This is a genomic window from Pseudoalteromonas sp. CNAT2-18.1 (assembly GCF_022347865.1).
In the GTDB taxonomy this organism is placed as follows: domain Bacteria; phylum Pseudomonadota; class Gammaproteobacteria; order Enterobacterales; family Alteromonadaceae; genus Pseudoalteromonas; species Pseudoalteromonas ruthenica.
On the sequence record NZ_JAKRFR010000008.1, the window covers coordinates 22,014 to 45,519 of the forward strand.

Here is a 23,506-nt window from a genome sequence, read left to right on the forward strand (position 1 = left end):
ATAGCGTTCATAGAGATCTTTGCAATCATCCGAATGACTGGCTGCCCACCGCTTGCAATAAAGAAGTGATTCTCAGGGCTCAAGCATTCTCTAGAGGTGGTGACGATTTAGGCGAATTCAAGAGGCACCTTAGATTTATGGCGAAAGATAGGTATGCACCCAAACAACTTGACGAAGTTTTGGGCCAGTTGAGCCCGCGTATGGGGTCACGTATTGCCGGCTATAGCGCTAAAAGCCAACAGCTCAGTCAGCAACAGACCGTGCTGCGTGAAGTGATCGGTGAAAATCTAGCGAAGAAATGCCGTGTTGCTAATATTCGTGATGATGCGCTGATCATTGAAGCACAAAGTGCCACCATTGCGTTAAAACTCAATTACGTAAAGATGGATATCCTTTCCGCCTTTCGCCAGCAAGGCTTAGCGCAACTTTGCCAAGTAAAAATTCAAACCTCTCCCGATGCCGCGAGACGTTTAACTCCTCAGTCGCAGACCGACAGCAACAAAGCAACCGCGACGAAGAAGCGAGCTATGAGCGAGCAAAGCGCCGAGTATTTGGAACATGTGGCCGAGAATGCTCCACCCTCGTTACAGGAAAAATTACGGCGCTTGGCGCTACACGGCAGACAAAAAAAATGACGCTCAACGGCGTCATTTTTTTATCAGTATTTTTTAAGCTGTTTGCAGCTCGAGCGCTGGAGCAGGCATGGATACGGTGTCTTCGAATGTTGCCCATTCCCATGCAGACTCAGTAGCCATAATCTTACGCAGTAGCTTATTATTCAGGTCATGCCCTGATTTATAAGCTGTCAGCTTACCGAGAATGTTGTGGCCGGTCATAAACATATCACCCACACAATCGAGGATCTTATGTTTTACGAACTCATCGTCATAACGCAAGCCATTCGGATTCAATACTTTAAAATCATCCAATACCACTGCATTATCCATACTACCGCCAAGGGCTAGGTTGTTGGCATGCATGTATTCAATGTCTTTCATAAATCCGAAAGTACGCGCGCGGCTGATTTGTTCAATGAAGTTTTGCGCCGTAATATCAAGACCGATACGCTGACGGCTTTCATTGATAGCTGGGTGGTCGAAAGCAATTTCAAAGTCGATATGGAAACCATCATAAGGCTCAATCTCGGCCCATTTGTCGCCCTCTTCAACGCGTACCTTTTCTTTCACGCGAATAAAGCGCTTAGCAACATTTTGCTCGGCTAACCCACCTTTTTGTAGTAGATAGATGAACGGCAACGCACTGCCGTCCATAATAGGTACTTCTGCACTATCTAACTCAACAATTAAGTTGTCGATACCTAACGCCGCAACCGCAGCGATAAGGTGTTCAGTAGTCGATAAACGAACGCCGTCTTTGTTTGTTAAACAGGTACACAATTGCGTATCACCCACCGCTTCCGGGGTTGTCTCGAAATCCACAACCGGATCAAGGTCCACGCGACGAAATACTATCCCAGTATTTGCGCTCGCAGGTCGGAGAGTTAAGGAAACCTTCTCACCTTTGTGAAGCCCAACACCCGTGGCTTTGACTACTTCTGCAATCGTACGCTGTTTAATCATAGGCTTTCGCTCACTCTTTAAACTAAAGTCAGACGGCGGATTCTACCACACATCGCTGCTGTTAACAAATCAGTTTATTTTCTGTACTAATCAGCCTGCTTACGCAAGAACGCTGGGATGTCGAAGTAATCGCCACCGTCTTCTTGTTTCTTGCTGCCAGCGCTATTGCCGCTGCTTTTGTGGCTTTCTTGGCTCGGCGTTGCCGCTGGGCTTGCACTGCTATTATCGACTTTAGGCTGCTCTTCTACCGGCTTGGACTCTTCGCTAGCGCTTTGAGTTCCCTGCGAAGCAAAACTTGGCACAAACATAGACGTGCTCTGGTTGTTGCTCGTGCTAGAAGTTACATCTGAGCCTGAAGCTCGCTTGAAACCATTGTCGACTACACCGAACTGTGGACGACGATCACCACCGAGACCCGTTGCAACAACGGTTACGCGCAGTTCATCGCTCATTTCCATATCAATTGCGGTACCAACGACCACGGTGGCATTTTCAGATGCCAAGGCTTTAACGTGATTACCAACGATTTCGAATTCTTCGATTGATAAGTCCATACCGGCAGTAATATTGACCAAGATGCCTTTTGCACCCGTTAGATCCACGTCTTCAAGGAGCGGGCTTGAAATCGCCGCTTCGGCAGCTTCTTGTGCTCGGTCAGGACCTGATGCTGAGGCTGAGCCCATCATCGCCGTCCCCATGGCTGACATCACCGTACGTACGTCAGCAAAGTCGACGTTGATCAATCCAGCGCGGGTGATCAGCTCGGCAATACCTTGTACCGCACCATAAAGTACGTCATTTGCCTTAGCGAAAGCGTCCAATAAGGTTGTGCCTTTACCGAGCACTTTAAGCAATTTGTTATTTGGAATAGTAATCAATGAATCAACAATTTCCGCCAACTCACCAATGCCATGTTCCGCTGCTGCTGCACGCTTCTTGCCTTCAAAATCAAACGGGCGGGTAACCACAGCTACAGTTAGAATACCGAGCTCTTTAGCTAAACGTGCCACCACTGGGGCTGCACCCGTGCCCGTACCGCCGCCCATACCGGCTGCGATAAATACCATATCAGCGCCTTCTAGTGCGCTTTTAATGGTTTCTGCATCTTCTTCGGCGCTTTTCTTACCAATATCTGGATTGGCACCAGCACCTAAACCTGAGGTGATCTGCGTACCTAGCTGAACCGTGACGTCAGCTGATGATTTACGCAGTGCTTGCGCATCGGTGTTCGCGGTAATAAATTTTACCCCTTCAATGTGCTGTTGCACCATGTGTTCAACGGCGTTACCACCGCCGCCACCGACACCTATTACTTTGATAACAGCTTCTTCGCTGTGTTCTTCCATCATATCAAACATGTTAACTCTCCGACTTGAGCACTAAAACTCGCCTTGGAACCACTTCGTAATTCGGTTCCACCAGTTACCCTCGTCTGCTTTCGCTTTTGTTGCGTTGATCGACTGCATGGTCCGACCATATTGTAACAAACCTACAGCGGTTGCAAATGAGGGATCGTTTACATAGTCGGTCAATCCGCTTATCCCTATCGGACTGCCGATACGTACCGGCATCTGGAAAATGTCTTCAGCCACTTCCAGGGCACCGGCCATCTTCGAACTACCGCCGGTAATAACCAATCCTGCGGCAATTTGATCTTCTAAGCCTGAGCGCCGAATTTCTTCAAGCGCCAGTTCAAATAATTCTCTAAAACGCGGCTCCACTACCTCTGATAAGGTGTGGCGCGACATAATGCGTGCTGGGCGACCGCCTACGCTAGGTACCTCGATTTGCTCTTCGTTGCTGGCCATTTGGCTGCTCGCGCAGGCGTGTTGCACTTTAATCGCTTCCGCGTGCGAAATTGGCGTACGGAAAATTTTCGCGATATCTCCAGTCACCTGGTTTCCAGCGACTGGGATCACTGCGGAGTGGCGTAGCGCGCCATTAATGTAGATAGTGATATCCATGGTGCCACCACCGATATCTAACACCGCAACACCCAGTTCTTTCTCATCATCAGTGAGTACTGAGTAGCATGATGCAAGGGCATTAAAGATAAGCTGATCGACTTGTAAGCCACAGCGCTCAACACATTTCTCAATGTTTTTGGCCATGTCATTTGAGCAAGTAATAATATGCGCCTTAGCTTCCATGCGCACACCGCTCATGCCCAACGGGTTTTTAATGCCTTCTTGCATATCAATGCTGTATTCCTGCGGCAATGCATGCAACATTTTGCGCTCAGCAGAAATAGGCACTGAACGGGCGATATGAATGACGTTATCGATGTCCTCGTCGGTGACCTCGGTGTTATTAATCGCCACAACACCGGTTTCATTCTGACATTGAATATGCTTACCAGAAATACCTAAATACACTGAGCTGATACGGCAATCAGCCATGAGCTCAGCTTCATCGATGGCACGACGAATAGACTCGGAAACAAGGTTGAGGTCGTTCACCCCCCCTTTATCCATGCCATGCGAAACCTGGCGGCCGACGCCGACTATGCTGAGCTTATTGTCATCGGTGATCTCACCGACGGTGGCAACTACTTTTGCAGTGCCCACATCTAAACCGATCACAAGGTTACGTTCTACTGACTTGGTCATGCCTTACTCTTTTGTTCTTCTTCCGTTACATCCAGCGGCTTAAACTGCACCGCAAGGCCGGTATCATATCGTAAATCGACAACATCTACTCGCACATCTTGACGTTTTTTCAAGTGTGGATAGACATCAATAAATCGCTGCACCCGCTTAGCTTTCTCTTCACGTCCTAAGTTCAAGCGAATGCCGTTATCTAACCATAATTGCCAGGCAAAGCGCTCCGAAAGCGCCAAGCTCGTTAGGTTAAGGCCATTAACAGCAAACAACTCTTTAAAGCGCACAAACGTTTGCCACGCCTCTCCTTCGCTGCCCTCTGGGCCAAATAGGCTAGGCAGTTGAGTATTCACCTTGTTGGTGGGGGCAGAAAAAACCTGCCCTTTAGTATTGAGCAGCATGTCATCGTTCCAATAAGCAACGGGATGATGTTCAACCACATACACCTGCAAAGTGTCTGGCCATTGCTTGCGCACCGAGGCGCTGGCTACCCAGGGCAGTTCAGTCACTAATTGCTGAACATGCTTTACATCAAGCTCAAAAAAGCTATCCAGATCGGCTTGCTTAATGGCGGTAATAATATCTCGCTCTTCGGTGTAATGTGGCTCACCCAGTACCTGCAGTTGCTTGAGTCGCGCGTCTTTATCTTGGACCAACCAATCGGAGAAATTAAAGGTCAGTTTAATCACCACAAATAGCACCAACAGAAAGAAACTCACACCAAAGAGTAGCGACCAGTTGGTACGCTCTTTTAAGTTGGTAAGCTTCTCTCTCAGTTCACTCATTTACAGGGTCTGCTCCAAAATGCGTTGTACTAACTCTGAAAATTCAATACCTTGCGCTTTGGCCGCCATGGGTACTAGGGATTTCTCTGTCATCCCTGGCACGGTATTCACTTCTAGCAAATAAAACTCGCCGTCATCACCTTGCATCGCATCAACCCGTCCCCATCCTTTGGCACCAACAAGATTAAATGCATGAAGCGCCATCTCTTGTAACTGTGCTGTTTGCTCAGCACTGATATCAGCAGGGCAAAAGTATTCAGTGGTGCTGGATTGATATTTGGCTTGGTAGTCGTAAAAGCCACTGGGAGTGCGCATTTCAATCACAGGTAAGGCCTTATCAGCCAAAATCGACACAGTAAATTCGCGGCCACTTAACCATTGCTCCACCAGCACTTGATCATCAAACTGAAAAGCGTCTTGCAATGCTTGCTTTAGCTGCTGTGCGGTATGCGCTTCAGCCATACCAATACTGGACCCTTCATGAGACGGCTTAACCATCACGTGACCAAGCTGTGCCATTATCGCCTGGCTGTCGTAGGCACTGTTTTTATCGACCACAACATAAGGAGAGGTACGCAGTCCCGCTACCTGGAATAAGTGTTTGCAGCGCACTTTATCCATAGCCAACGCGGAGCCCAATACTCCCGACCCGGTGTAAGGCAGGCCCATAAATTCCAGAGCGCCTTGTAAGGTGCCATCTTCTCCGCCGCGACCATGCAGGGCAATAAACACCCGTGCGAATTGGCCTTGCATGAGTTCGTGTAGAGGTTGATGTGCGGGGTCAAACTGGTGAGCGTCAACACCCGCTTGGACAAGCGCGTTGTGCACTGCATTACCTGATTTTAGCGATACTTCGCGCTCAGCCGACGAGCCCCCAAGTAGAACGGCTACCTTACCGAAATCTCGACTCATGACGACACCTGCTCAAGTTGGTTTATTTGTAGCTCAGTGGCCGCCAGCTTCTTCACTAGCTGACCAATATTGCCTGCTCCTTGAGTGATCACTAAGTCATCGTCAGCCAAGGTGGTCGCCAGAACACGGGCCAACTCGTTGTGATCAGCCACATGCAATGGCTCTTTACCACGCTGGCGCAAACTGCGACACAAACTCTTAGAATCAGCACCCACAATAGGCTCTTCACCGGCAGCATAAACATCGAGCAAAATCAGCTGATCGACATCACTCAATACCTTAACAAAATCTTCGTATAAATCGCGGGTACGGCTATAACGGTGTGGTTGGTAAATCATCACCAAGCGTTTTTGCGACCAGCCGTCACGCGCCGCTTTAATAGTGGCTGCGACTTCACTCGGGTGGTGGCCATAATCGTCAATAAGCATGACTTTGCCACGCTCGTTAGTGAACTCACCATAATGCTGGAAACGACGACCGATGCCCTCAAACTTCTGCAGCGCACTGAGAATAGCGCTATCACTAATGCCTTCATCCTTTGCTACAGCAATCGCGGCGGTGGCGTTTAAGGCATTGTGTTTGCCGGGCATATTTAAGGTCACGTCGAGACGCTCACCCTGTTTTGACAGTACCGTGAACGAGCAGGTGCTGGCATTTTGGCTAAAGTCAGTGAGCCGATAGTCAGCATCACAGTGTTCGCCATAGGTTGTCACCTGACGAGAAAAGCGGGGAATCAGCTCTTTAGCGACTTCAGAATCAATACACACCACGGCAAGACCATAAAATGGCAAGTTGTGTATGAAATCCACATAGGTGTCTTTCATTTTTTCGAGGCTGCCATCATAGGTATCCATGTGATCTTCTTCCACATTGGTGATCACCGATACCATCGGCTGCAAGTGTAAAAATGAAGCGTCACTTTCATCGGCTTCGGCAATTAAATAACGACTGTCACCGACCTTTGCGTTACTGCCGGCACTATTGAGTAAGCCGCCGATTATAAAGGTGGGGTCGAGCTTGGCCTCAGCAAAAATACTGGCTACTAAGCTCGTCGTGGTAGTTTTGCCATGAGTACCAGCAATGGCAATACCATGGCGAAAACGCATCAACTCAGCGAGCATCTCAGCGCGACGCACAATCGGAATACGGGCACTTCGAGCAGCGATAATTTCAGGGTTTTGCTCATCAATAGCACTGGAAACCACCACTACCGACGCATCTTTAACATTGTTTTGGTCGTGCCCAATAAACACTTCTGCGCCGACTTTAATCAGCCGCTCAGTCATTGCACTTTGGGCTATATCCGAACCGGTAATACGATATCCTTCGTAAGCCAGCACTTCGGCGATACCGCCCATACCAGCACCGCCTATGCCAATAAAGTGAATTGTCTCAACGCGGCGCATCGCTGGTCGTTGGCCGTTATCTTGTTGCTTGCCCAATTTTGGGGCTGTGCTCATTGCCTGTGTCATTAACTATACTGCTCACATTGTTTGGCAACCTGTGCGGTTGCATCGAGCTTGGCGAGCGCTTTCGCGCGCTTGCCCATCTCGGTCATTAATTCTGGTTGCTGCAAATATGGCATCAACAGCTGTTGTACAGAGCTGTGATTAAAGTCGCTCTGTTGCATACATAATGCTGCTTCACCTTGCACCAAATACTCTGCATTGGCGGTTTGATGGTCATCCACAGCATGTGGAAACGGCACAAACAGCGCCATCCGCCCAGCGGCTGCAACTTCACTGACTGTCAGCGCTCCAGCGCGACAAACAATCACATCAGCCCATACCAATGCTGCGTCCATATCATCAATAAATTCAGTTACTTTCGCTTCAAGCCCTAGCTCATCATATTGCTGCTGTACATGCGCTGAGCGCGCCTTACCGGTTTGGTGCCACACGGCAAGAGGATAACTCTGGGTAAGCTCAGCAAAAGCACCAGGCAGCACGTCATTCAACACTTTCGCTCCCAAAGAGCCGCCCACGACTAACATGTTAACTGGTGAGCCAACCTGCTTAGGTTCAATATGCATCAATGACTGGCGCACCGGATTACCCAGCACTTTGAAATCATCATTGGCTAAAGCCCCGGGGAAGGCCCCAAGCGTTTGTGTGGCAATTTTAGCGAGCAGTTTATTGCTCATACCAGCGACCGCATTTTGCTCATGGATAATTAAAGGGATGCCTAAACTTTTTGCCGCCAAACCAACGGGGCCAGTTACATAGCCGCCCATAGTCAGCACCACATTAGGGCGACGCTGCTTGAGAATATGACGCGCTTTAAAAAACGCTTTCAAAATCATCAGTGGCGCTTTGAACAGTCGCATTAAGCCGTTCCCGCGCACGCCTTGAACATCGATAAAATCAATCTCGATGCCGTGTTTAGGGACTACTTCGGCTTCCATGCGGTCGTCGGTTCCGACCCAAGATACCTGCCAATCGCGCGCTATTAAGTATTGGGCTACGGCAATGCCCGGAAAGATATGTCCACCAGTTCCACCTGCAGCCACTACCATACGTTTACTCATGCTGCCCCCTGAACTGCTGAAGTTGAGCCACTGACACTTCGGCGATTACCACGCGGTGTTGCTTGCTTAGTGGCCATTTTCGTTTCAAAATCCACTCGCAGTAACACGCCCGCCGCAATGGCCATCACTAAAAAACTAGACCCCCCGTACGAGATAAAGGGTAAGGTAAGGCCTTTGGTTGGCAAAATTCCGGCGCTGGCACCAACGTTCACCATGCTTTGAAAAGCAAACCAAATACCAATTCCTAAAGCTAAATAACCCTCATATTCCTTATTTGCTTTGAGGGCGCGCTGGCCGATAAGCAGAGCGCGAAATACCAAGGTTCCCAACAGTACGAGAATGGTTAATACACCTATAAAGCCTAATTCTTCCGCTACAACGGCGAATATAAAGTCATTGTGAGCGTGTGGCATGTATTGCAGTTTTTGCACGCTGTTGCCTAGCCCTTGGCCTAGCCATCCACCCTGCCCATAGGCCATCAACGACTGAACCAGTTGATAACCTTTGCCAAAGGGATCTTCCCACGGCTCCAAGAAACCCACCACACGAGCCCAGCGGTATGGCTCAAAAACAATAAGAGCGATGACTAAACCTATGCCAGAGAGCATAAGCGCGAAAAACTGCCATAGTTTCGCGCCGGCAAGGAAAAGTAGCCCGACCGTGGTGACAAACATCACCACCACGGTGCCTAAATCCGGCTGCAACAAAATCAATCCGGCGTAGACAATGAACACACTAATGGGTTTAACAAAGCCTTTTAAATTTTCCTGTACTTCATCGCGTTTACGCACGAGGTAGCCAGCTAAGTAGCTAAAAAAGAATAACTTCGCTACTTCAGAAGCTTGGATATTAATCGGCCCCATGGGGATCCACCGCTTCGACCCATTGATTTCATTGCCGACAATTAATACCAGCACTAATAAACCCAAACCTAACAGCAGCAAATAAGGGTTGGCCACTTTCCACCATTGCATTTTTACGCTGATGGCGACAATGAATAGCACAAAGCCTAAGGCCACAAACACAGCTTGGCGGATCATGATATGGTAAGGGTTATCGTACAGGCGCTCCGCTTCCGGCATCGAGGCACTGGTCACCATTACAAAGCCTACGCCAATAAGGCACAGCAACGCGTAGATAAGTGGCACATCATAAAGTTGCCCTGAAGGTTTTAGATGGAATAAGTCTTTAATCTTTTCCCAACTCATGATGACTCCTCCAACACCTGTTGAATAAAGTCATTACCCCGGGCCATGTAATTGCTGTACATATCTAAACTGGCGCAAGCCGGTGCAAGCAACACAATATCGCCAGCCTGCGCGCAGGCTTTTGCCTTTTGCACCGCTTCACCCATGCCACTAACGCGATGACTGCCTGGTTTGAGCGCGGCAATAGCATCACCGTCTTTACCGAAGCAGATGAGTTCAGCGACTTGTTCGGCCAAGATTTCTTTCAGTGGCATCAGATCCGCGCCTTTGGCATCACCACCAGCAAGTAGAATCAATCGCCCGGGCTCAGTGGCTAACCCCTTAATTGCTGCCAGTGTAGCTCCAACATTGGTGGCTTTTGAGTCGTTGAAATAGCGCACATCATTTAAGGTAGTAACATACTGACAGCGGTGGTCTAAGCCTTTGAATTCTGACAATGCACGCTCAAACACACCGATATCAAAGTGAAAATCATGACACAACGCCATCACTGCAAGCACATTGAGTTGGTTATGGCTGCCCGGTAACACCGTTTTACGGCAAGGCAATAAAGGCGAGTTACGGTATGCGAAATAGCTCTCGCCCTGATGTTGCATGATATGGTAGTCAGCATCATGCAACGCAAAGCTCAGCTGTTGTGATGCATGCTCTGGGTAGGTATCTGTGTCACCACGATTGTAAACAGCTAACTGACAATCTTGATAAATACGCTGCTTGGCGCGGATGTAATCAGCCATGCCTGCGTAGCGGTCAAGATGATCTTCACACAAATTCAAGATGCATGCTGACTTCGCGGCTAAGCTGGTTGTTGTCTCTAACTGAAAGCTCGACAGCTCTAATACATACGCATCCATATCTTGCGCTAGCAAATCAAGTACTGCGGTGCCAATGTTGCCACCTAAGCCCACCTGTAAGCCGCCGCACTCAAGCACTTTAGCTAACAGCGAAACCACCGTGGACTTACCATTTGAACCTGTCACTGCAAGCACGGGTTTGTTATTAAGACGAGCAAAGAGCTCGACATCGCCGATCACTTCAACACCTGCGGCAATTGCTTGGCGCACTTGTGGTGTGCTGAGAGCTATGCCTGGGGCGATAATAATGACATCAAACTGCGTCAGTTCGGCTTTGTCAAACTCACCAAAGCAACGTTCTAAGTGCGGCACGTGAGAGTCGAGCCACAATTGTGTTGGTACCTGTTGACGGGAATCAATAAGCACAGGGTGAAGATTATGAGCATGCAGAAAACGCACCGTGCCCAGACCAGATATACCCAGTCCGAGCACCGCGATACGTTTATTTTTAAGCGTGTCTAAATAGCTCATTACCTAATCTTCAATGTCGCCAAACCGGCCAAAACTAATACAATGGAAATTATCCAAAAGCGCACGATGACGCGCGGTTCTGGCCAACCTTTTAATTCGTAATGGTGATGAATGGGGGCCATCCGGAAAATACGCTCACCGCGCAGCTTGTAGGAGCCCACCTGTAAGATCACTGACAACGCCTCCATCACAAAGACCCCGCCCATAATCACCAATACCAACTCTTGGCGTACCAACACGGCAATAATGCCCAGTGCTCCGCCTAGCGCCAAGGAACCAACATCGCCCATAAAGACTTGAGCTGGATAGGTGTTGAACCATAAAAAGCCTAACCCAGCGCCAACAATGGCGGTGCACACCACCACCAGCTCACTGGTCAGCGGTAAATGAGGGATATGCAGGTAGCTGGAAAAGTTCGCATGACCGGTAACATAAGCGATGATTGCCAACGCTGAGGCGACCAGAATAGTCGGTACGATGGCTAACCCATCAAGGCCGTCGGTGAGGTTGACCGCATTAGATGTACCGACTAAAACGAAGTAGGTCATTACAATGTAGAACAGCCCTAGCTGAGGCATCACTTCTTTGAAAAACGGCACTATCAGCGCCGTTTCCGCTGCTTGCTGAGAGCTGGCATAAAGCGCAAACGCGACGACTAAGGCAATGACTGATTGCCAAAAATACTTCCACTTAGCGATTAACCCTTTGGGGTCTTTGCGAATCACTTTACGGTAATCATCAATAAACCCAACGATCCCCAACGAGCCAATGACAAACAACGTTGCCCACACGTATTTATTGCTTAAATCGGCCCACAGCAAAGTGCTGGTAAAAATAGCGCCCAGAATGAGTAGTCCACCCATGGTGGGTGTGCCGGATTTACTTAGATGAGATTGTGGTCCGTCATCACGCACGGTTTGACCGATTTGCATACGCTGGAGCGCCACGATCAATTTCGGCCCAAAGTACAACGACATCAACAACGCCGTTAAAATTCCTAAAATGGCTCGCAACGTCAAATATGAAAAGACATTAAATCCACTATAAAATTGGGTCAGGTATTCAGCCAGCCACACTAACATTACTTCTCTCCCTCGCTGGCTAACTGCTTGCCATGCGCCACTAAATCTTCCACTAAAAGCTCCATGCGTGAACTGCGCGATCCTTTCACGACTACCGTTGTTTTTTGTTGTGTCTGTCGTAAGTCTTTAAGCATTTGCTCAAGGAGTTGATCACGCCCAGAAAAGTGGCGTTCGGCTTGTTCATAGACATCACTGGCGTAACGGCTCAATACGCCCAGAGAATAAACGGCTTCAATACCGCGTTGTTTTGCATACTCACCCACTTGTTGATGATAATCACGGGCATCTTCACCGAGCTCATTCATATCACCCAAAGCCAGTACACGGTGGCCTTGAACGTCAGCGAGTAGGTCAATAGCGGCTTGCACCGATTTGACGTTGGCATTGTAACTATCATCAATGACTGTGAGCTGACTTGATACCTCAATCAGGTTAACGCGGCCATGGGCTTGATGCATGGTCTTAAGACCGCTGGCAACCTCTTGTAAGGAGCAGCCGACACTGGTCGTTAATGCTGCAGCAATCAAGACATTAGTGACATTATGTTTACCGGGAATAGCAAGCTCAACAGCGACTTTTTCTTTGCTGTTACACAGCGTAAACGACGCCCGGGCTAAAGCATCAAGATGAATATCTTCCGCCCATACATCAAGTTGCTGACTCATGGAAAACTGCTTCACTTTACGTGAGCCCAAATCGTCTAGCCACTGCTGTTTAAATTCGCTATCAGCATTAATGACTGCTACGCCATGCTCGCCGAGACCAGAAAAAATTTCGCCTTTCGCGGTGGCCACTCCTTGTAACGAGCCAAAGCCCTCAAGGTGTGCCTCAGCAACATTACACACTACAGCCACATCGGGTTTAGTTAATGATGTGGTGTAGGCAATTTCGCCGAGATGATTCGCGCCCAACTCAATAACGGCGTACTGATGTTTTGGCGCTAGACGCATTAAGGTTAATGGCACACCAATATCGTTGTTAAAATTGCCTTTTGTCGCCAGCACTTCACCTTTTTGTGCCAATATTGCCGCACACATTTCTTTCACTGTGGTTTTACCCACGCTCCCTGTGATAGCGATAGTTTTAGGGGCGACTTGGGCTTTTACCGCAGCACCGATTTGCCCTAAAGCTAATCGTGTATCAGCCACAATCAGTTGCGGCAAAGTACTATCTACTGGGTGTTCAACAATGAGCGCAACGGCCCCTTGTTGCTCAGCCACATCAATAAACTGATGGCCGTCAAAATTCGGCCCTTTAAGTGCTAAAAACACTTCCCCTGCACATAAGCTACGCGTATCGGTATTAATATTTTCGACAGCACAATTCTCGCCCTGGTAGGCACACCCTAAGGTGTCGCTAAGCCAGTTTAAATCCATGGCAATCATTATTTACCTCCTTGTTGATGCAATAACTGCTGCACCACAGTGCGGTCGCAAAACGCGAGTGTCTGCTCGCCAATGACTTGATAGTCTTCATGGCCTTTGCCGGCGATGAGCACAATGTCCTCACTGCCCGCTTGTGTAATCGCCAAGGCGATTGCCTTCGCTCTGTCCACTTCATAATGAGCTTCAATATTGGCACTGAAACCGCTTTTAATATCATCGAGTATGGTGTGTGGGTCTTCGCTGCGTGGATTATCGCTGGTCACCACCACGCGGTCAGCGTACTTTTGTGCCGCCTTGGCCATTAATGGCCGCTTACCTTTATCGCGGTCACCGCCACAACCAAACACACAGGTCACTTTACCAGGTGCGTGTTGACGCAAGGCTTGTAATGCGAGCTCTAAAGCATCTGGGGTATGGGCATAATCCACCACACAGGTTGGCTGCTGTGGTGCACTATACGCTTGCATACGCCCAGCGATAGGCATCAAAGTTTTACAGCCAGCTAGTAACTCAGGCAGCGGATAACCAAGGCCAAGCAATGTTGCCAGTGCAGCGCACACATTATAAAGGTTAAACTCACCGAACAGTGGCAGCTCTATTTGCCCTTCTCCCCAACTACTGCTGATCTGCGCGCGTAAACCGCTAGGTAAAAACTGAACATTGCTAAAATACACATAGCGACCGAGCTCAGGGGGTAAGGTTTTACGGCCGTATACAACCAAGTCATCAAATGGATATTTTTCTAGCCACCCCTGGGCAACCGCATCGTCTTGGTTAAGCACCACCATTTTCGCATTACAATCACGCATGAGGATCAGCTTGGCATCAGCGTAACTTTGCATATCGCCATGGTAATCTAAGTGATCGCGAGACAAGTTGGTAAACACAGCAGCGCGAAAATGGCTATTGGCAACACGGCCTTGAATAAGGCCATGCGAAGAGACTTCCATTGCCACTAACTGTTTTTGTTGTTGTTTTAACTTGGCAAAAATCTGTTGCAGCTCAACACTGCTCGGTGTGGTGTTGCTCAACGCATTCATCTGCTGGGCATCGCCCCAGCCCAACGTGCCGATTATGGCACTGCTGCGCTCACAGTACTGCGCTAAAGTAGCAATAAATGAGGTGGTAGACGATTTCCCATTGGTGCCAGTTACGCCAACCAGATCAAAGGCATTACTTGGCTCGCCGTAAAATTGCGCCGCCAACTGCGAAAGACGCAGGCTCAGCTCATCGACGACAATAATGCGTTCATCATCACTGTTAAGTTGACAACGGCTGTCGGCAATAACCGCATTCGCTCCTGCGGCAATGGCTTGTTTAGCAAATTGTCCGCCATCCAGTTGATGGCCTTTAATAGCTACAAAGACATCGCCGCGATTGACGCGGCGGCTATCGAGCTGCAACTCATTGACCAACTCAATGTCGGTATCTATGCCCCAAGGTGCGAGTACTTCGCGAAGATTACGCATCTCCACCTCCTTCTTCTGCAAGGTTAGCGACGGGCTCTAAATCAGGTGCTACATTCAAAATACGCAGCGCATTGGACATGATCTCAGCAAATACAGGGCCGGCTGTAGCACCGCCATAGTAAACATCGCCGCCGGGTTCGTTAACCATTACCACAACCGCTAATCGCGGATCGCTGACTGGACCAAGGCCGGCAAAATACCCCACGTATTCATCGCCATAGCCACCCGCAACCGCTTTTTTAGAAGTTCCTGTTTTAGCCGCTACACGATAACCATCCACTTTCACTTTCGAGGCCGTGCCGCCTTTTTCAAAGACGCTTTCCATCATCTCAACTACCGCATTCACGTCTTTTTCTTTAAAAACGCGTTCACCTTGCAAAGGTTGTGGTTGTTTTAAAATCGTCAGTGGCCGAGAAATACCGCCCGAACCCAAGGTGGCATAGAAGCGCGCGAGCTGCGCGGTACTAACAGAAATGGCATAACCAAAGGATAAGGTCGCGATTTCGAAATCTGACCAGCGGCGATTTGGGTAGAATAAGCCGCTGCTCTCACCCACCATGCCAGTGCCGGTATCACTGCCAAAACCAACACGCTCAAATAAACCGACGAAATAGTCTTTAGGGAGATCTTGGGTGATCTTCGCCACCCCCATATTGCTTGATACTTTGAGTATTTCGCGCAGTGACATCTCACCCCGGTTATGGGTATCTTGAACTAGACTGCCACCCACACGCATCCACCCTGGGTAAGTGTCTATGGTGTCGTTCGCTTGGATGTTGCCATAGTCTAAACCAGCTAACACTGACAAAGGTTTAATGGTTGAACCCGGCTCAAATAAATCGGTAATAGCGCGGTTACGGCGCTTATGTGGCGCTGCATCTTCTAAATTATTGGGATTAAACGAGGGACTGTTAACCATGGCTAAAATTTCGCCGGTTTTTACATCCACCACCATGGCCGAACCTGATGTTGCTTTGTAGGTGAGCACGGCTGATTTCAGCGCCTTATATGCGATAACTTGAATACGCTGATCAATCGATAGCTCGATATTTTCTGGCTCCACGCGCTGACGCTCGTCAAGCACCGCCACTTCGCGGCCACGCGCATCCTTACGAATAGTGCGTCGTCCTTCGGTGCCCGTGAGTGCTTCATCATAGAGTTTCTCAATGCCCTCGATGCCATGCCCATCAATATTGGTAAAGCCCAATACATGAGCGGTGATCTCTCCCGCTGGATAATAACGTTTAGACTCGTCTAGCAGATGCACGCCTGGCAGGTTGAGTTCATCAATATAATTGGCAACCGCAGGAGTTACTTGGCGTTTTAAATAGACGAAGCGGCGGTCTTTATCGCCGGTAAGGCGCTTATCGACATGGGCACGTCCTAAACGCAATACATCGGCCAGTTCACGCCAACGCATATCTTGTTTGTAGAACGCTTGTTTTAAATCTTTTAAGTGGGCGGGTCTGTCCAAGACATCTTGCGGGTCTTGGCCCTGCTTTTTGGTATGACTCACTACCTTCTTGCGCAGGTACTTATCAATCGCCTTAGGGTCAGCGTAAACACTCACAACAGGTACGCTGACCGCCAACTCTTTGCCTTGACGGTCAAAAATCATACCGCGTTGCACTTGAAGCTTCTCTACTCGCACGGTGCGTTTGGCGTTCTCGCTACGCGCTTTATCCGGCTCTATCACTTGCAAATAAGCGGCACGTGCAACTAAGGTGACAAACACCATAAGCACAGCACCGCAGACCAGCATAAACCGCCAGGTGATAAGGTTGTTACCATTGTTTTTACGCTTTGCAGCTCTCATGGGACTATTACCACTTCCTCGTCTTCACTGGTGGGGCGCTTCATATCCAACTGCTCTTTCGCTATTTGCTCGATGCGGGCATGTTGAGAATAAAACTCTTCTTCAACTAATAAGTAACGCCAGTTCAAATCTAATTCGTCCCGCTCTTGTAATAAACGGTCTTGAGCGATCAATTTTGCTCGCGACAAATGAGTGACTTGCACTATAGCCAAGGCACTGATAAGAATAAGAAAAAGCAGCCCCAATGTGATCTTATTGTCAAATAGTCCCCGCAAGATCTCTAACAAGAGATTTGGATGGCGATTTAGTTGTTGTTGGCTCATCCCAATCTCTCAGCTACACGAAGGACGGAGCTGCGCGCACGGCTGTTGCGAGCGATTTCTTCCTCGCTCGGCTTAATGGCTTTGCCTACTGCCTTGAGCGTTAACTGTTGTTTTAATTGCTCATCGGTTAACGGCAGACCTCTAGGCATTGCCTCTCCCTTGCTCTGCTTTTTAATAAACTGTTTTACAATGCGATCCTCTAAGGAGTGGAAAGAAATCACCACTAATCGCCCACCCGGTTTCAGTACTTTCAGAGCAGCTTGTAATGCCGTCTGAATTTCCTCTAACTCACTATTGATATAAATGCGAATAGCTTGGAATGTACGCGTTGCTGGGTGCTTATGTTTGTCTTTAACAGGCACCGCCTCATCAATCAGCTTGGCTAATTGCGCGGTTGAATTAATGTCAGTGTGGGCGCGAGTCTCGATTATTTTGGTTGCGATACGCCGAGCAAACTTTTCCTCACCGTACTTTTTAAACACGAAAACCATGTCCTCTAACTCTGCTTCTGCCAGCCACTGCGCAGCACTTCGCCCTTGAGAGGGGTCCATACGCATATCTAAGGGGCCGTCTTTCATAAAGCTAAAGCCACGTCCAGCGTCATCTAGCTGAGGTGACGACACGCCAATATCGAGCAAAATACCATCGACCTTGCCGGTAAGTCCCTGTGCTTCGGCGACTTCATCAAGACGAGAGAAACGACTGTGGGCAATATTAAAACGCGGGTCATCAGCAAAGCGTTGTGCCGCAACGATAGCACTCGGGTCTTGATCGATGGCTTGCAAGCGCCCCTGCTCACCAAGACGAGCGAGTATTTCGCCAGAGTGCCCACCACGGCCAAAAGTCCCGTCGATATAAATACCATCAGGTTTAATGGCCAGGGCCTCTATTGTCTCCGTCATTAACACGGATATATGTTGAAAGTCTTCGCTCATGCGTGTGTTCGCGCCTTTTAGAGTTAGAATGAAAAATCAGCGAGATCTTCATCCTGTTCAAATTCTTGTCCTAGTTCGATAGCAATGTCATCTTGCATTTGCTGCTGCCAACGCGCCTCATCCCAAATTTCAAACTTATTCAGTTGCCCCACGAGTACGATTTTCTTACCTAGTTGCGCATAGTCGCGTAGATGAGGAGCTAATAGCACACGGCCATTTTTATCAACTTGGTAATCCATCGCGTTCCCTAGTAGCAAGCGCTGCATGCGTTTCGCTCTGGGCTTAATGTTCGACAAACTCGCTAAGCGTTGTTCGATGACTTGCCATTCACTCAGGGGATACAGCAATAAACAGGGATCACTTAAATTGATAGTGCAGATAATTTCGCCGCCATTATCCGCAAGCAGCTGATTCCGATACTTTGTTGGTATCGCAAATCGGCCCTTGTCATCAAGGCTGAGTGTGCTGGCGCCGCGAAACATAAATAAAATGCCGTCCAAGTGTTGCTGTTTTGGTTTTCGGTAATAGTGCAGATCCACATTGATCCACTAAAACCCACATTTTCCCACTGAACTACAGTCTAGGGCTTGACAAGCCTTTTTGTCAAGCAATGAAAAATCCAACAACCTCTTGCAAAGCTAGATAATATGCGGGTTTTAAGGAAGTCTATGAATTCGGTGGGAAAATGTGGATCATACTTTTACCTAGGGAATAAATGTTCATTTTTTATTCATTCCACGTGATGCCGTGATCCTCACTGTGTAAATTTTACTGCCTGAGTGCGTAAGTATTTAGTCTTACCCTCTCAATTTTATCTGCGTATGTTTTTAAGCTACTGATTTTGTTGATTTATAATACTTGGAATGAGAGTTGCGTTAAAAACAGTGAACTGTCAGATAAAGGAGATACACCATGGCAAATGCTAATACTAAGACTGCTGAACAAACGCAAAGCAATTCAGCTCACACACCCACAGCTCCAACTACTGAAAGCGCCTCTAAAGCCGCCCACGCTGCGGTAGACCAAGTGGCTCAGAAAGCGGCCACGGCGGAAGACTATGTGCGCAAACATGCTAGTGAGTCTGCCGAGACTCTACACGAGAAACGCGAAGCGTTAGAAGCGAGTTTGAAAAGCTCTGTGAGTCGCAGTCGCCGCTTTGCGCAAGAAAATCCATTGCTATGTGCGGGATTGGCATTCGCGGCAGGCATGGCCGTTACCGCTCTTATTCGCCGTAAATAATCATGGCTGAAGAGCATCATGACTCGGCTGCTGAGAACGAGCAGCATGATGAGCAATCTGCGTCTTTGACGCGGGTTGCTCAATTATTTCAAGATTACGCGCAGCGCTGGGGTGAACAAATACAGTGCATCTTTGAGCTCGCTGCCACTGAAGCTAAAATAAGTGCCAAAGCGCTGTTATTAACTTTGGGTTTGATTGTCGCCATTGCTATGACCGCATTGGTAATTTGGTTAACTGTTGTTGGCGCCGCCGCCACGGTGCTGTACTGGTTAACACAATCGATGGCTCTGAGTATCTGTGGCTCATTAGCGGCGCAACTACTTCTGCTGTGGTGGTTAATTCGGCAAATGAAGCTTGCCTTGGCGCAAGTGAGCTTTGAACGCACCATTGCAGTAAGCAAGAAACCTTCATCTTCACAGGAGCAAACCGATGCTGACCCGTCTGATCCTGAAAAAACAGACTGAATATGCTGATTTACTGGCCGAGCAAGGGCAGATTCGTAAGCAGCTCATCGCTTTGGACAAACAGCAGCTACATTATCAAGGTGGTAAGTTGATGAGCCACCCCAAAGGTGTGGCTACGGCATTTTCTGCTGGCAGTCTTACAGAGCTGCTAACCAGCCGCCCTTCTTTAAAATGGCTGCGACTGGCTCAGCTTTTAATTTAGCCCATAAAGCGACGGTTGTGCGGACGACTAAAATCTAAATCAGGCCCTTTGGGCACTACTTGAGTCGGATTAATCATGGTGTGACTAAAGTAATAATGACGTTTAATGTGCGCCATATTGAGTGTTTCAGCCACGCCCTTAACTTGGTATAAGTCACGCAAATAATTCGCTAAATTATCATAGCTCTCTATGGTGCGCTTATTACACTTAAAGTGGCCAAAGTAAACGGCATCGAACCGTATCAAGGTCGTAAATAGCCGCCAATCTGCTTCAGTGAGCTCGCTGCCCACCAGGTAACGCTGACCTGCCAGTCTTCTTTCTACTTTTTCCAGAGCGCTAAATAGCGTATCAAAGGCTTGTTCGTAGGCTTGCTGTGTAGTGGCAAACCCCGTTCGATAGACGCCGTTATTGATACCGTGGTAAACCAGTTCGTTAATCGCGTCGATATCCTTGCGTAAATGCTCAGGATAAAAGTCCAAAGTGTTGCCAGTCAGGTGGTTGAAGGCCTCATTAAACATCCGGATAATTTCCGCTGATTCATTACTCACGATACAGTTTTGCTGCTTATCCCACAGCACAGGAACAGTGACACGACCACTGTATTTAGGATTATTGCGCGTGTACAACTGATGCATATAGTGGTAGCCGAATAATGAGTCACCCGAGCTACCCTTAGCTTGATCGAAAGTCCATCCTTGCGACAGCATATCTGGGCTCACTACCGACACATCAATATAGTCTTCAAGGCCTTTTAAGGTGCGGAAAATAAGCGTTCGATGCGCCCATGGACAGGCTAAACTCACATATAAATGATAACGCCCTTTCTGCGCTTTAAACCCTTCCCGACCACTTGGTCCAGCACTGCCATCAGCGGTGACCCAGTTACGTAACTGCGCACTTTCTCGCTGAAATTCACCTTTGCTACTATCAGTGTCGTACCACTTGTCTTGCCACTTTCCATTCACGAGTAAACCCATAAAGGTAGCCTCCTATTGTGATAATTGTCCGAATTGCCCGTTTTGATAATCGCGGATAGCATCCTGTAACTGGGCTTGTGTATTCATAACGAATGGACCCATGTGTGCGATCGGTTGGCGCAACGGTTCGCCCCGCAGCAGTAGTAACCCACTGGGTTGATCCGTTCTCGCAATGATGGCACTGTCGCCATCAAGCACCAGCAACTGTCCCGCCTGATACCTTTGTCCTGCCGCAGTAATTGAACCAGTGTGTATATAGGCTAGCACCCGCTCACAGCCCATCGCCGGCATCTCTAGTTGCGCCTTTGATTCGATGTTGATATCAGCAATGGCGCCGTTGCAAGCTAGGTTGCTCAGAGGTGACTGTACTTGTTCAGCGTTAAGAGTCCAAGCTCCTGCCAAGGCTTTTAAATGCACTCCTTGGCTACTTATTTGCGGCAAGCCACTTTGCGCTGAGTCCTGATATTGTGGCGCATTCATTTTGTCTTTGGCATCCATATTGAGCCAAATCTGAAAACCGTGCAGGCCTTCACTATCAGCCAGGGGCATTTCACTATGGATGACTCCTTTACCTGTACTCATCCATTGCACATCACCGGCGCGAACAGCTTTACGGTTGCCAAGATGATCGCGATGTTCAAAACCACCTTTAATAAGATAAGTAAACGTTTCAATGCCGCGATGGGGATGCGCGGGAAACCCTGCCATATAATCGTCACTATGGTCCGATTTAAGCTCATCAAGCATTAAAAAGGGATCTAGATAACGACCGTCGAAACCTGGTACGCGGCGGATCTTAACGCCCGCCCCATCTTCAGCAGGCTGGGCATTGAGTACTTTAATAACATTCATGGTGCACCTTTAGACTTACGCTGATAACTCGCGTTATGAAACGACATAGGTTCAGTGTAGTGTGCGTTTATGGATAGAGTAACCGGAAATATTAGCGTGCTAGATGCTAACTTTTAGCATACTGATTGAATGACCTCGCTCAAGTGTTGCAACGGCGATTGACCAATCATCGCTAGCTTAAAGCGAGGTTTGAATAAATTCTTACCCTCGTCAGTTTTACTCACTACACTGATAGTACAGTAATAACGGTTGTCGCTAGCATGGGTGTGAGGGGGGATATGCATGGCTGAAATTACCTTTTACGGTGCGGCACAAGAAGTGACCGGCTCATGTCACTTGGTTTCGTCTCCAGCGCTTGGCGCGGTACTACTAGACTGTGGCCTACACCAAGGAATGAAAGCAAAAACGGAGGCGGTACGTGAGCAATTTCCTTTCAATCCCTATTCCCTGGATGCAGTTATTTTATCTCATGCCCACTTAGATCATTGTGGACGTTTGCCGTTATTGGTTCATGATGGTTTTAACGGTGATATCTATTGCACTGAGGCAACGGCACAGTTGCTGCCAATTATGTTGTTTGATGCACTTAGCCTGTATGAGAACGACTTAATGCGCGAGAATCGTAAGCTCAAACGAAAAGGTCAGTGTGAATTGACGCCACAATACACTAAAGCCGATGTCCTGCATGTGCTCGCTCTATTAAAACCCAGGGCCTATCAACAGCAGAGAAAATTAGCCGACAACGCCTCTGTGTGTTTCTACGACGCAGGCCACATACTCGGCTCAGCGATTGTAGAATTGAAATTTGATGAACATAGCCGTCAAAAAACTTTAATTTTTTCTGGAGATCTAGGCAATAAAGATACCTTGTTGATGAAGGATCCCACATGCTTGACGCGGGCCGACTTAGTGGTCATGGAAGGCACCTATGGCGACCGTGAACACCGCACTCAAGGCGATACCTTAGCTCAGTTTAAAGATATTTTGCACCGCGCATACACTAAAGGCGGTAATGTCATGATCCCAGCCTTTGCCGTAGGACGAACACAAGAGCTATTACTTTATTTGGGTAAGTTACAGCTCGCTGGGGAGCTTGACGATTGGCACATATTTTTAGACAGCCCAATGGCCATAGAGGTCACTCAGATTTATGACCAATGGTTGCCAACCTTAGATTGTGAGGGCGTAAAAGCGCTATGTACCGGCGAACAAACCCTACTCAAGCACTTTCTCAGCACGCTGCACCTTATGGTGTCGCCAGAAGAGTCGATGTCAATCAACAAGATCACCAATGGCGCACTGATCATCGCTGGCAGCGGTATGTGCACGGGTGGGCGCATCACTCACCACTTTAAGCACCGTATCTGGGAGAGTCGCAACACCCTTATTTTTGTCGGCTATCAGGCCCAAGGCACCTTGGGGCGTAGGCTGGTTGAAGGGGCAGAACATATCAGGATGTTCGGTGAACAATTCGCTGTCAAAGCCAATGTTGAAACCTTAGGTGGGTTTTCCGCGCATGCAGGGCAACAGGAATTGAGTGATTGGATTGGACATTTTCAGCTGCCATTACAACTCGCATTAGTGCATGGTGAGCCCAGTGCCTTAGCCACACTTAAAGAAAAATTGCGCTGCGATCATAGGATAGAGGCAGAGATACCTGTGTATGGGCAAACCATCAAGTTCTGATGCAATTGGCAGCTTCAGGTAAAGCACTATCAGTTAGTTGCTAATAAAGAACCCTGCGCGCCACAAGGTGTACCTCTGTCCGCCAACATGGCTGAAAGAGTTAAATATTACTAAGGAAAGGTTCCAAAACCGCTTGATT

24 protein-coding genes are annotated in these 23,506 nt (G+C 48.4%); 5 read left to right on the forward strand and 19 right to left on the reverse strand.

Annotated features, from left to right (window positions below; genetic code table 11):
* Positions 1–137: 137 nt before the first annotated feature.
* The gene (locus tag MHM94_RS16695) at positions 138–635 is read left to right on the forward strand and encodes a DciA family protein (protein WP_235419203.1); all 498 of its coding nucleotides are present in this window, start codon (positions 138–140) and stop codon (positions 633–635) included.
* Between the two features lie 33 nt (positions 636–668).
* Here MHM94_RS16695 and lpxC read toward each other — a convergent pair whose 3' ends face one another.
* From lpxC to mraZ, 16 genes are all read right to left on the reverse strand, one after another.
* Positions 669–1,580 carry a UDP-3-O-acyl-N-acetylglucosamine deacetylase gene (gene lpxC, locus MHM94_RS16700; protein WP_022946065.1) on the reverse strand — a complete coding sequence of 304 codons (912 nt, stop codon included), beginning with the start codon at positions 1,578–1,580 and terminating at the stop codon, positions 669–671.
* A gap of 86 nt (positions 1,581–1,666) precedes the next feature.
* Positions 1,667–2,938 (reverse strand): cell division protein FtsZ, encoded by a 1,272-nt coding sequence (gene ftsZ / locus MHM94_RS16705; RefSeq protein ID WP_235419202.1) that lies wholly within the window; start codon positions 2,936–2,938, stop codon positions 1,667–1,669.
* Positions 2,939–2,959: 21 nt separating this feature from the next.
* On the reverse strand, positions 2,960–4,189 hold the full coding sequence (gene ftsA / locus MHM94_RS16710) for a cell division protein FtsA (protein WP_022946067.1): 1,230 nt from the start codon (positions 4,187–4,189) through the stop codon (positions 2,960–2,962).
* A complete protein-coding gene (locus MHM94_RS16715; protein ID WP_022946068.1) occupies positions 4,186–4,965 on the reverse strand; it encodes a cell division protein FtsQ/DivIB in 780 nt (259 codons plus the stop codon). Before MHM94_RS16715 ends, ftsA begins: the two co-directional genes overlap by 4 nt.
* The gene (locus MHM94_RS16720; RefSeq protein ID WP_045980420.1) at positions 4,966–5,877 is read right to left on the reverse strand and encodes a D-alanine--D-alanine ligase; all 912 of its coding nucleotides are present in this window, start codon (positions 5,875–5,877) and stop codon (positions 4,966–4,968) included.
* The gene (gene murC / locus MHM94_RS16725; RefSeq protein WP_040643288.1) at positions 5,874–7,337 is read right to left on the reverse strand and encodes a UDP-N-acetylmuramate--L-alanine ligase; all 1,464 of its coding nucleotides are present in this window, start codon (positions 7,335–7,337) and stop codon (positions 5,874–5,876) included. Before murC ends, MHM94_RS16720 begins: the two co-directional genes overlap by 4 nt.
* An 11-nt stretch (positions 7,338–7,348) precedes the next feature.
* On the reverse strand, positions 7,349–8,404 hold the full coding sequence (gene murG, locus MHM94_RS16730) for an undecaprenyldiphospho-muramoylpentapeptide beta-N-acetylglucosaminyltransferase (protein ID WP_235419201.1): 1,056 nt from the start codon (positions 8,402–8,404) through the stop codon (positions 7,349–7,351).
* Positions 8,401–9,615, reverse strand: coding sequence for a cell division protein FtsW (gene ftsW / locus MHM94_RS16735; protein WP_045980422.1), 1,215 nt, complete (start codon positions 9,613–9,615; stop codon positions 8,401–8,403). The genes murG and ftsW overlap by 4 nt, the downstream gene beginning before the upstream one ends.
* Positions 9,609–10,937, reverse strand: coding sequence for a UDP-N-acetylmuramoyl-L-alanine--D-glutamate ligase (murD, locus tag MHM94_RS16740; RefSeq protein WP_235419200.1), 1,329 nt, complete (start codon positions 10,935–10,937; stop codon positions 9,609–9,611). Before murD ends, ftsW begins: the two co-directional genes overlap by 7 nt.
* Complete coding sequence (gene mraY, locus MHM94_RS16745) at positions 10,937–12,019, reverse strand: phospho-N-acetylmuramoyl-pentapeptide-transferase (RefSeq protein ID WP_022946074.1); 1,083 nt, start codon at positions 12,017–12,019, stop codon at positions 10,937–10,939. Before mraY ends, murD begins: the two co-directional genes overlap by 1 nt.
* Entirely contained in the window at positions 12,019–13,404 is a 1,386-nt protein-coding gene (murF, locus tag MHM94_RS16750; protein ID WP_045980424.1) for a UDP-N-acetylmuramoyl-tripeptide--D-alanyl-D-alanine ligase, read from the reverse strand. The genes mraY and murF overlap by 1 nt, the downstream gene beginning before the upstream one ends.
* Entirely contained in the window at positions 13,404–14,873 is a 1,470-nt protein-coding gene (gene murE / locus MHM94_RS16755) for a UDP-N-acetylmuramoyl-L-alanyl-D-glutamate--2,6-diaminopimelate ligase (RefSeq protein ID WP_235419199.1), read from the reverse strand. Before murE ends, murF begins: the two co-directional genes overlap by 1 nt.
* Positions 14,866–16,689 (reverse strand): penicillin-binding transpeptidase domain-containing protein, encoded by a 1,824-nt coding sequence (locus tag MHM94_RS16760; RefSeq protein WP_045980425.1) that lies wholly within the window; start codon positions 16,687–16,689, stop codon positions 14,866–14,868. Before MHM94_RS16760 ends, murE begins: the two co-directional genes overlap by 8 nt.
* Complete coding sequence (gene ftsL, locus MHM94_RS16765) at positions 16,686–17,012, reverse strand: cell division protein FtsL (RefSeq protein ID WP_022946078.1); 327 nt, start codon at positions 17,010–17,012, stop codon at positions 16,686–16,688. The genes MHM94_RS16760 and ftsL overlap by 4 nt, the downstream gene beginning before the upstream one ends.
* Positions 17,009–17,947 carry a 16S rRNA (cytosine(1402)-N(4))-methyltransferase RsmH gene (rsmH, locus tag MHM94_RS16770; RefSeq protein ID WP_235419198.1) on the reverse strand — a complete coding sequence of 313 codons (939 nt, stop codon included), beginning with the start codon at positions 17,945–17,947 and terminating at the stop codon, positions 17,009–17,011. The genes ftsL and rsmH overlap by 4 nt, the downstream gene beginning before the upstream one ends.
* A gap of 23 nt (positions 17,948–17,970) precedes the next feature.
* Positions 17,971–18,429 (reverse strand): division/cell wall cluster transcriptional repressor MraZ, encoded by a 459-nt coding sequence (mraZ, locus tag MHM94_RS16775; RefSeq protein ID WP_045980475.1) that lies wholly within the window; start codon positions 18,427–18,429, stop codon positions 17,971–17,973.
* A 430-nt stretch (positions 18,430–18,859) separates the two neighbouring features.
* On the opposite strand from mraZ, the gene MHM94_RS16780 reads away from it, so the two are divergent.
* The 3 genes from MHM94_RS16780 to MHM94_RS16790 are packed head-to-tail and all read left to right on the forward strand — an operon-like array spanning position 18,860 to position 19,852.
* Complete coding sequence (locus MHM94_RS16780) at positions 18,860–19,186, forward strand: hypothetical protein (protein ID WP_022946081.1); 327 nt, start codon at positions 18,860–18,862, stop codon at positions 19,184–19,186.
* 2 nt (positions 19,187–19,188) lie between these two features.
* Positions 19,189–19,650 carry a hypothetical protein gene (locus MHM94_RS16785; RefSeq protein ID WP_022946082.1) on the forward strand — a complete coding sequence of 154 codons (462 nt, stop codon included), beginning with the start codon at positions 19,189–19,191 and terminating at the stop codon, positions 19,648–19,650.
* Entirely contained in the window at positions 19,616–19,852 is a 237-nt protein-coding gene (locus tag MHM94_RS16790; protein WP_022946083.1) for a hypothetical protein, read from the forward strand. The genes MHM94_RS16785 and MHM94_RS16790 overlap by 35 nt, the downstream gene beginning before the upstream one ends.
* Here MHM94_RS16790 and MHM94_RS16795 read toward each other — a convergent pair.
* The 3 genes from MHM94_RS16795 to MHM94_RS16805 form a co-directional block, all read right to left on the reverse strand.
* Positions 19,849–20,829: a glutathione S-transferase family protein gene (locus MHM94_RS16795; RefSeq protein WP_235419197.1), complete on the reverse strand. Its 981-nt coding sequence runs from the start codon at positions 20,827–20,829 to the stop codon at positions 19,849–19,851. The two genes, MHM94_RS16790 and MHM94_RS16795, sit on opposite strands and share 4 nt — an antisense overlap.
* 12 nt (positions 20,830–20,841) lie before the next feature.
* Positions 20,842–21,681 (reverse strand): pirin family protein, encoded by an 840-nt coding sequence (locus tag MHM94_RS16800; protein ID WP_022946085.1) that lies wholly within the window; start codon positions 21,679–21,681, stop codon positions 20,842–20,844.
* 113 nt (positions 21,682–21,794) lie between these two features.
* On the reverse strand, positions 21,795–21,965 hold the full coding sequence (locus MHM94_RS16805) for a hypothetical protein (RefSeq protein WP_235419196.1): 171 nt from the start codon (positions 21,963–21,965) through the stop codon (positions 21,795–21,797).
* On the opposite strand from MHM94_RS16805, the gene MHM94_RS16810 reads away from it, so the two are divergent.
* Positions 21,964–23,367 carry an MBL fold metallo-hydrolase gene (locus MHM94_RS16810; protein ID WP_235419195.1) on the forward strand — a complete coding sequence of 468 codons (1,404 nt, stop codon included), beginning with the start codon at positions 21,964–21,966 and terminating at the stop codon, positions 23,365–23,367. The two genes, MHM94_RS16805 and MHM94_RS16810, sit on opposite strands and share 2 nt — an antisense overlap.
* The last annotated feature ends 139 nt before the right edge of the window (positions 23,368–23,506 follow it).

What these genes read in the sequence shown, in the direction of transcription:
- MHM94_RS16695 (WP_235419203.1), top strand. Translation starts at nt 138, where the DNA reads ATGGCGAAAGATAGGTATGCACCCAAACAACTTGACGAAGTTTTGGGC.
- lpxC (WP_022946065.1), bottom strand. Translation starts at nt 1,580, where the DNA reads ATGATTAAACAGCGTACGATTGCAGAAGTAGTCAAAGCCACGGGTGTT.
- ftsZ (WP_235419202.1), bottom strand. Translation starts at nt 2,938, where the DNA reads ATGTTTGATATGATGGAAGAACACAGCGAAGAAGCTGTTATCAAAGTA.
- ftsA (WP_022946067.1), bottom strand. Translation starts at nt 4,189, where the DNA reads ATGACCAAGTCAGTAGAACGTAACCTTGTGATCGGTTTAGATGTGGGC.
- MHM94_RS16715 (WP_022946068.1), bottom strand. Translation starts at nt 4,965, where the DNA reads ATGAGTGAACTGAGAGAGAAGCTTACCAACTTAAAAGAGCGTACCAAC.
- MHM94_RS16720 (WP_045980420.1), bottom strand. Translation starts at nt 5,877, where the DNA reads ATGAGTCGAGATTTCGGTAAGGTAGCCGTTCTACTTGGGGGCTCGTCG.
- murC (WP_040643288.1), bottom strand. Translation starts at nt 7,337, where the DNA reads ATGAGCACAGCCCCAAAATTGGGCAAGCAACAAGATAACGGCCAACGA.
- murG (WP_235419201.1), bottom strand. Translation starts at nt 8,404, where the DNA reads ATGAGTAAACGTATGGTAGTGGCTGCAGGTGGAACTGGTGGACATATC.
- murD (WP_235419200.1), bottom strand. Translation starts at nt 10,937, where the DNA reads ATGAGCTATTTAGACACGCTTAAAAATAAACGTATCGCGGTGCTCGGA.
- mraY (WP_022946074.1), bottom strand. Translation starts at nt 12,019, where the DNA reads ATGTTAGTGTGGCTGGCTGAATACCTGACCCAATTTTATAGTGGATTT.
- murF (WP_045980424.1), bottom strand. Translation starts at nt 13,404, where the DNA reads ATGATTGCCATGGATTTAAACTGGCTTAGCGACACCTTAGGGTGTGCC.
- murE (WP_235419199.1), bottom strand. Translation starts at nt 14,873, where the DNA reads ATGCGTAATCTTCGCGAAGTACTCGCACCTTGGGGCATAGATACCGAC.
- MHM94_RS16760 (WP_045980425.1), bottom strand. Translation starts at nt 16,689, where the DNA reads ATGAGAGCTGCAAAGCGTAAAAACAATGGTAACAACCTTATCACCTGG.
- ftsL (WP_022946078.1), bottom strand. Translation starts at nt 17,012, where the DNA reads ATGAGCCAACAACAACTAAATCGCCATCCAAATCTCTTGTTAGAGATC.
- rsmH (WP_235419198.1), bottom strand. Translation starts at nt 17,947, where the DNA reads ATGAGCGAAGACTTTCAACATATATCCGTGTTAATGACGGAGACAATA.
- mraZ (WP_045980475.1), bottom strand. Translation starts at nt 18,429, where the DNA reads ATGTTTCGCGGCGCCAGCACACTCAGCCTTGATGACAAGGGCCGATTT.
- MHM94_RS16780 (WP_022946081.1), top strand. Translation starts at nt 18,860, where the DNA reads ATGGCAAATGCTAATACTAAGACTGCTGAACAAACGCAAAGCAATTCA.
- MHM94_RS16785 (WP_022946082.1), top strand. Translation starts at nt 19,189, where the DNA reads ATGGCTGAAGAGCATCATGACTCGGCTGCTGAGAACGAGCAGCATGAT.
- MHM94_RS16790 (WP_022946083.1), top strand. Translation starts at nt 19,616, where the DNA reads ATGCTGACCCGTCTGATCCTGAAAAAACAGACTGAATATGCTGATTTA.
- MHM94_RS16795 (WP_235419197.1), bottom strand. Translation starts at nt 20,829, where the DNA reads ATGGGTTTACTCGTGAATGGAAAGTGGCAAGACAAGTGGTACGACACT.
- MHM94_RS16800 (WP_022946085.1), bottom strand. Translation starts at nt 21,681, where the DNA reads ATGAATGTTATTAAAGTACTCAATGCCCAGCCTGCTGAAGATGGGGCG.
- MHM94_RS16810 (WP_235419195.1), top strand. Translation starts at nt 21,964, where the DNA reads ATGGCTGAAATTACCTTTTACGGTGCGGCACAAGAAGTGACCGGCTCA.
- MHM94_RS16805 (WP_235419196.1), bottom strand. Translation starts at nt 21,965, where the DNA reads ATGCATATCCCCCCTCACACCCATGCTAGCGACAACCGTTATTACTGT.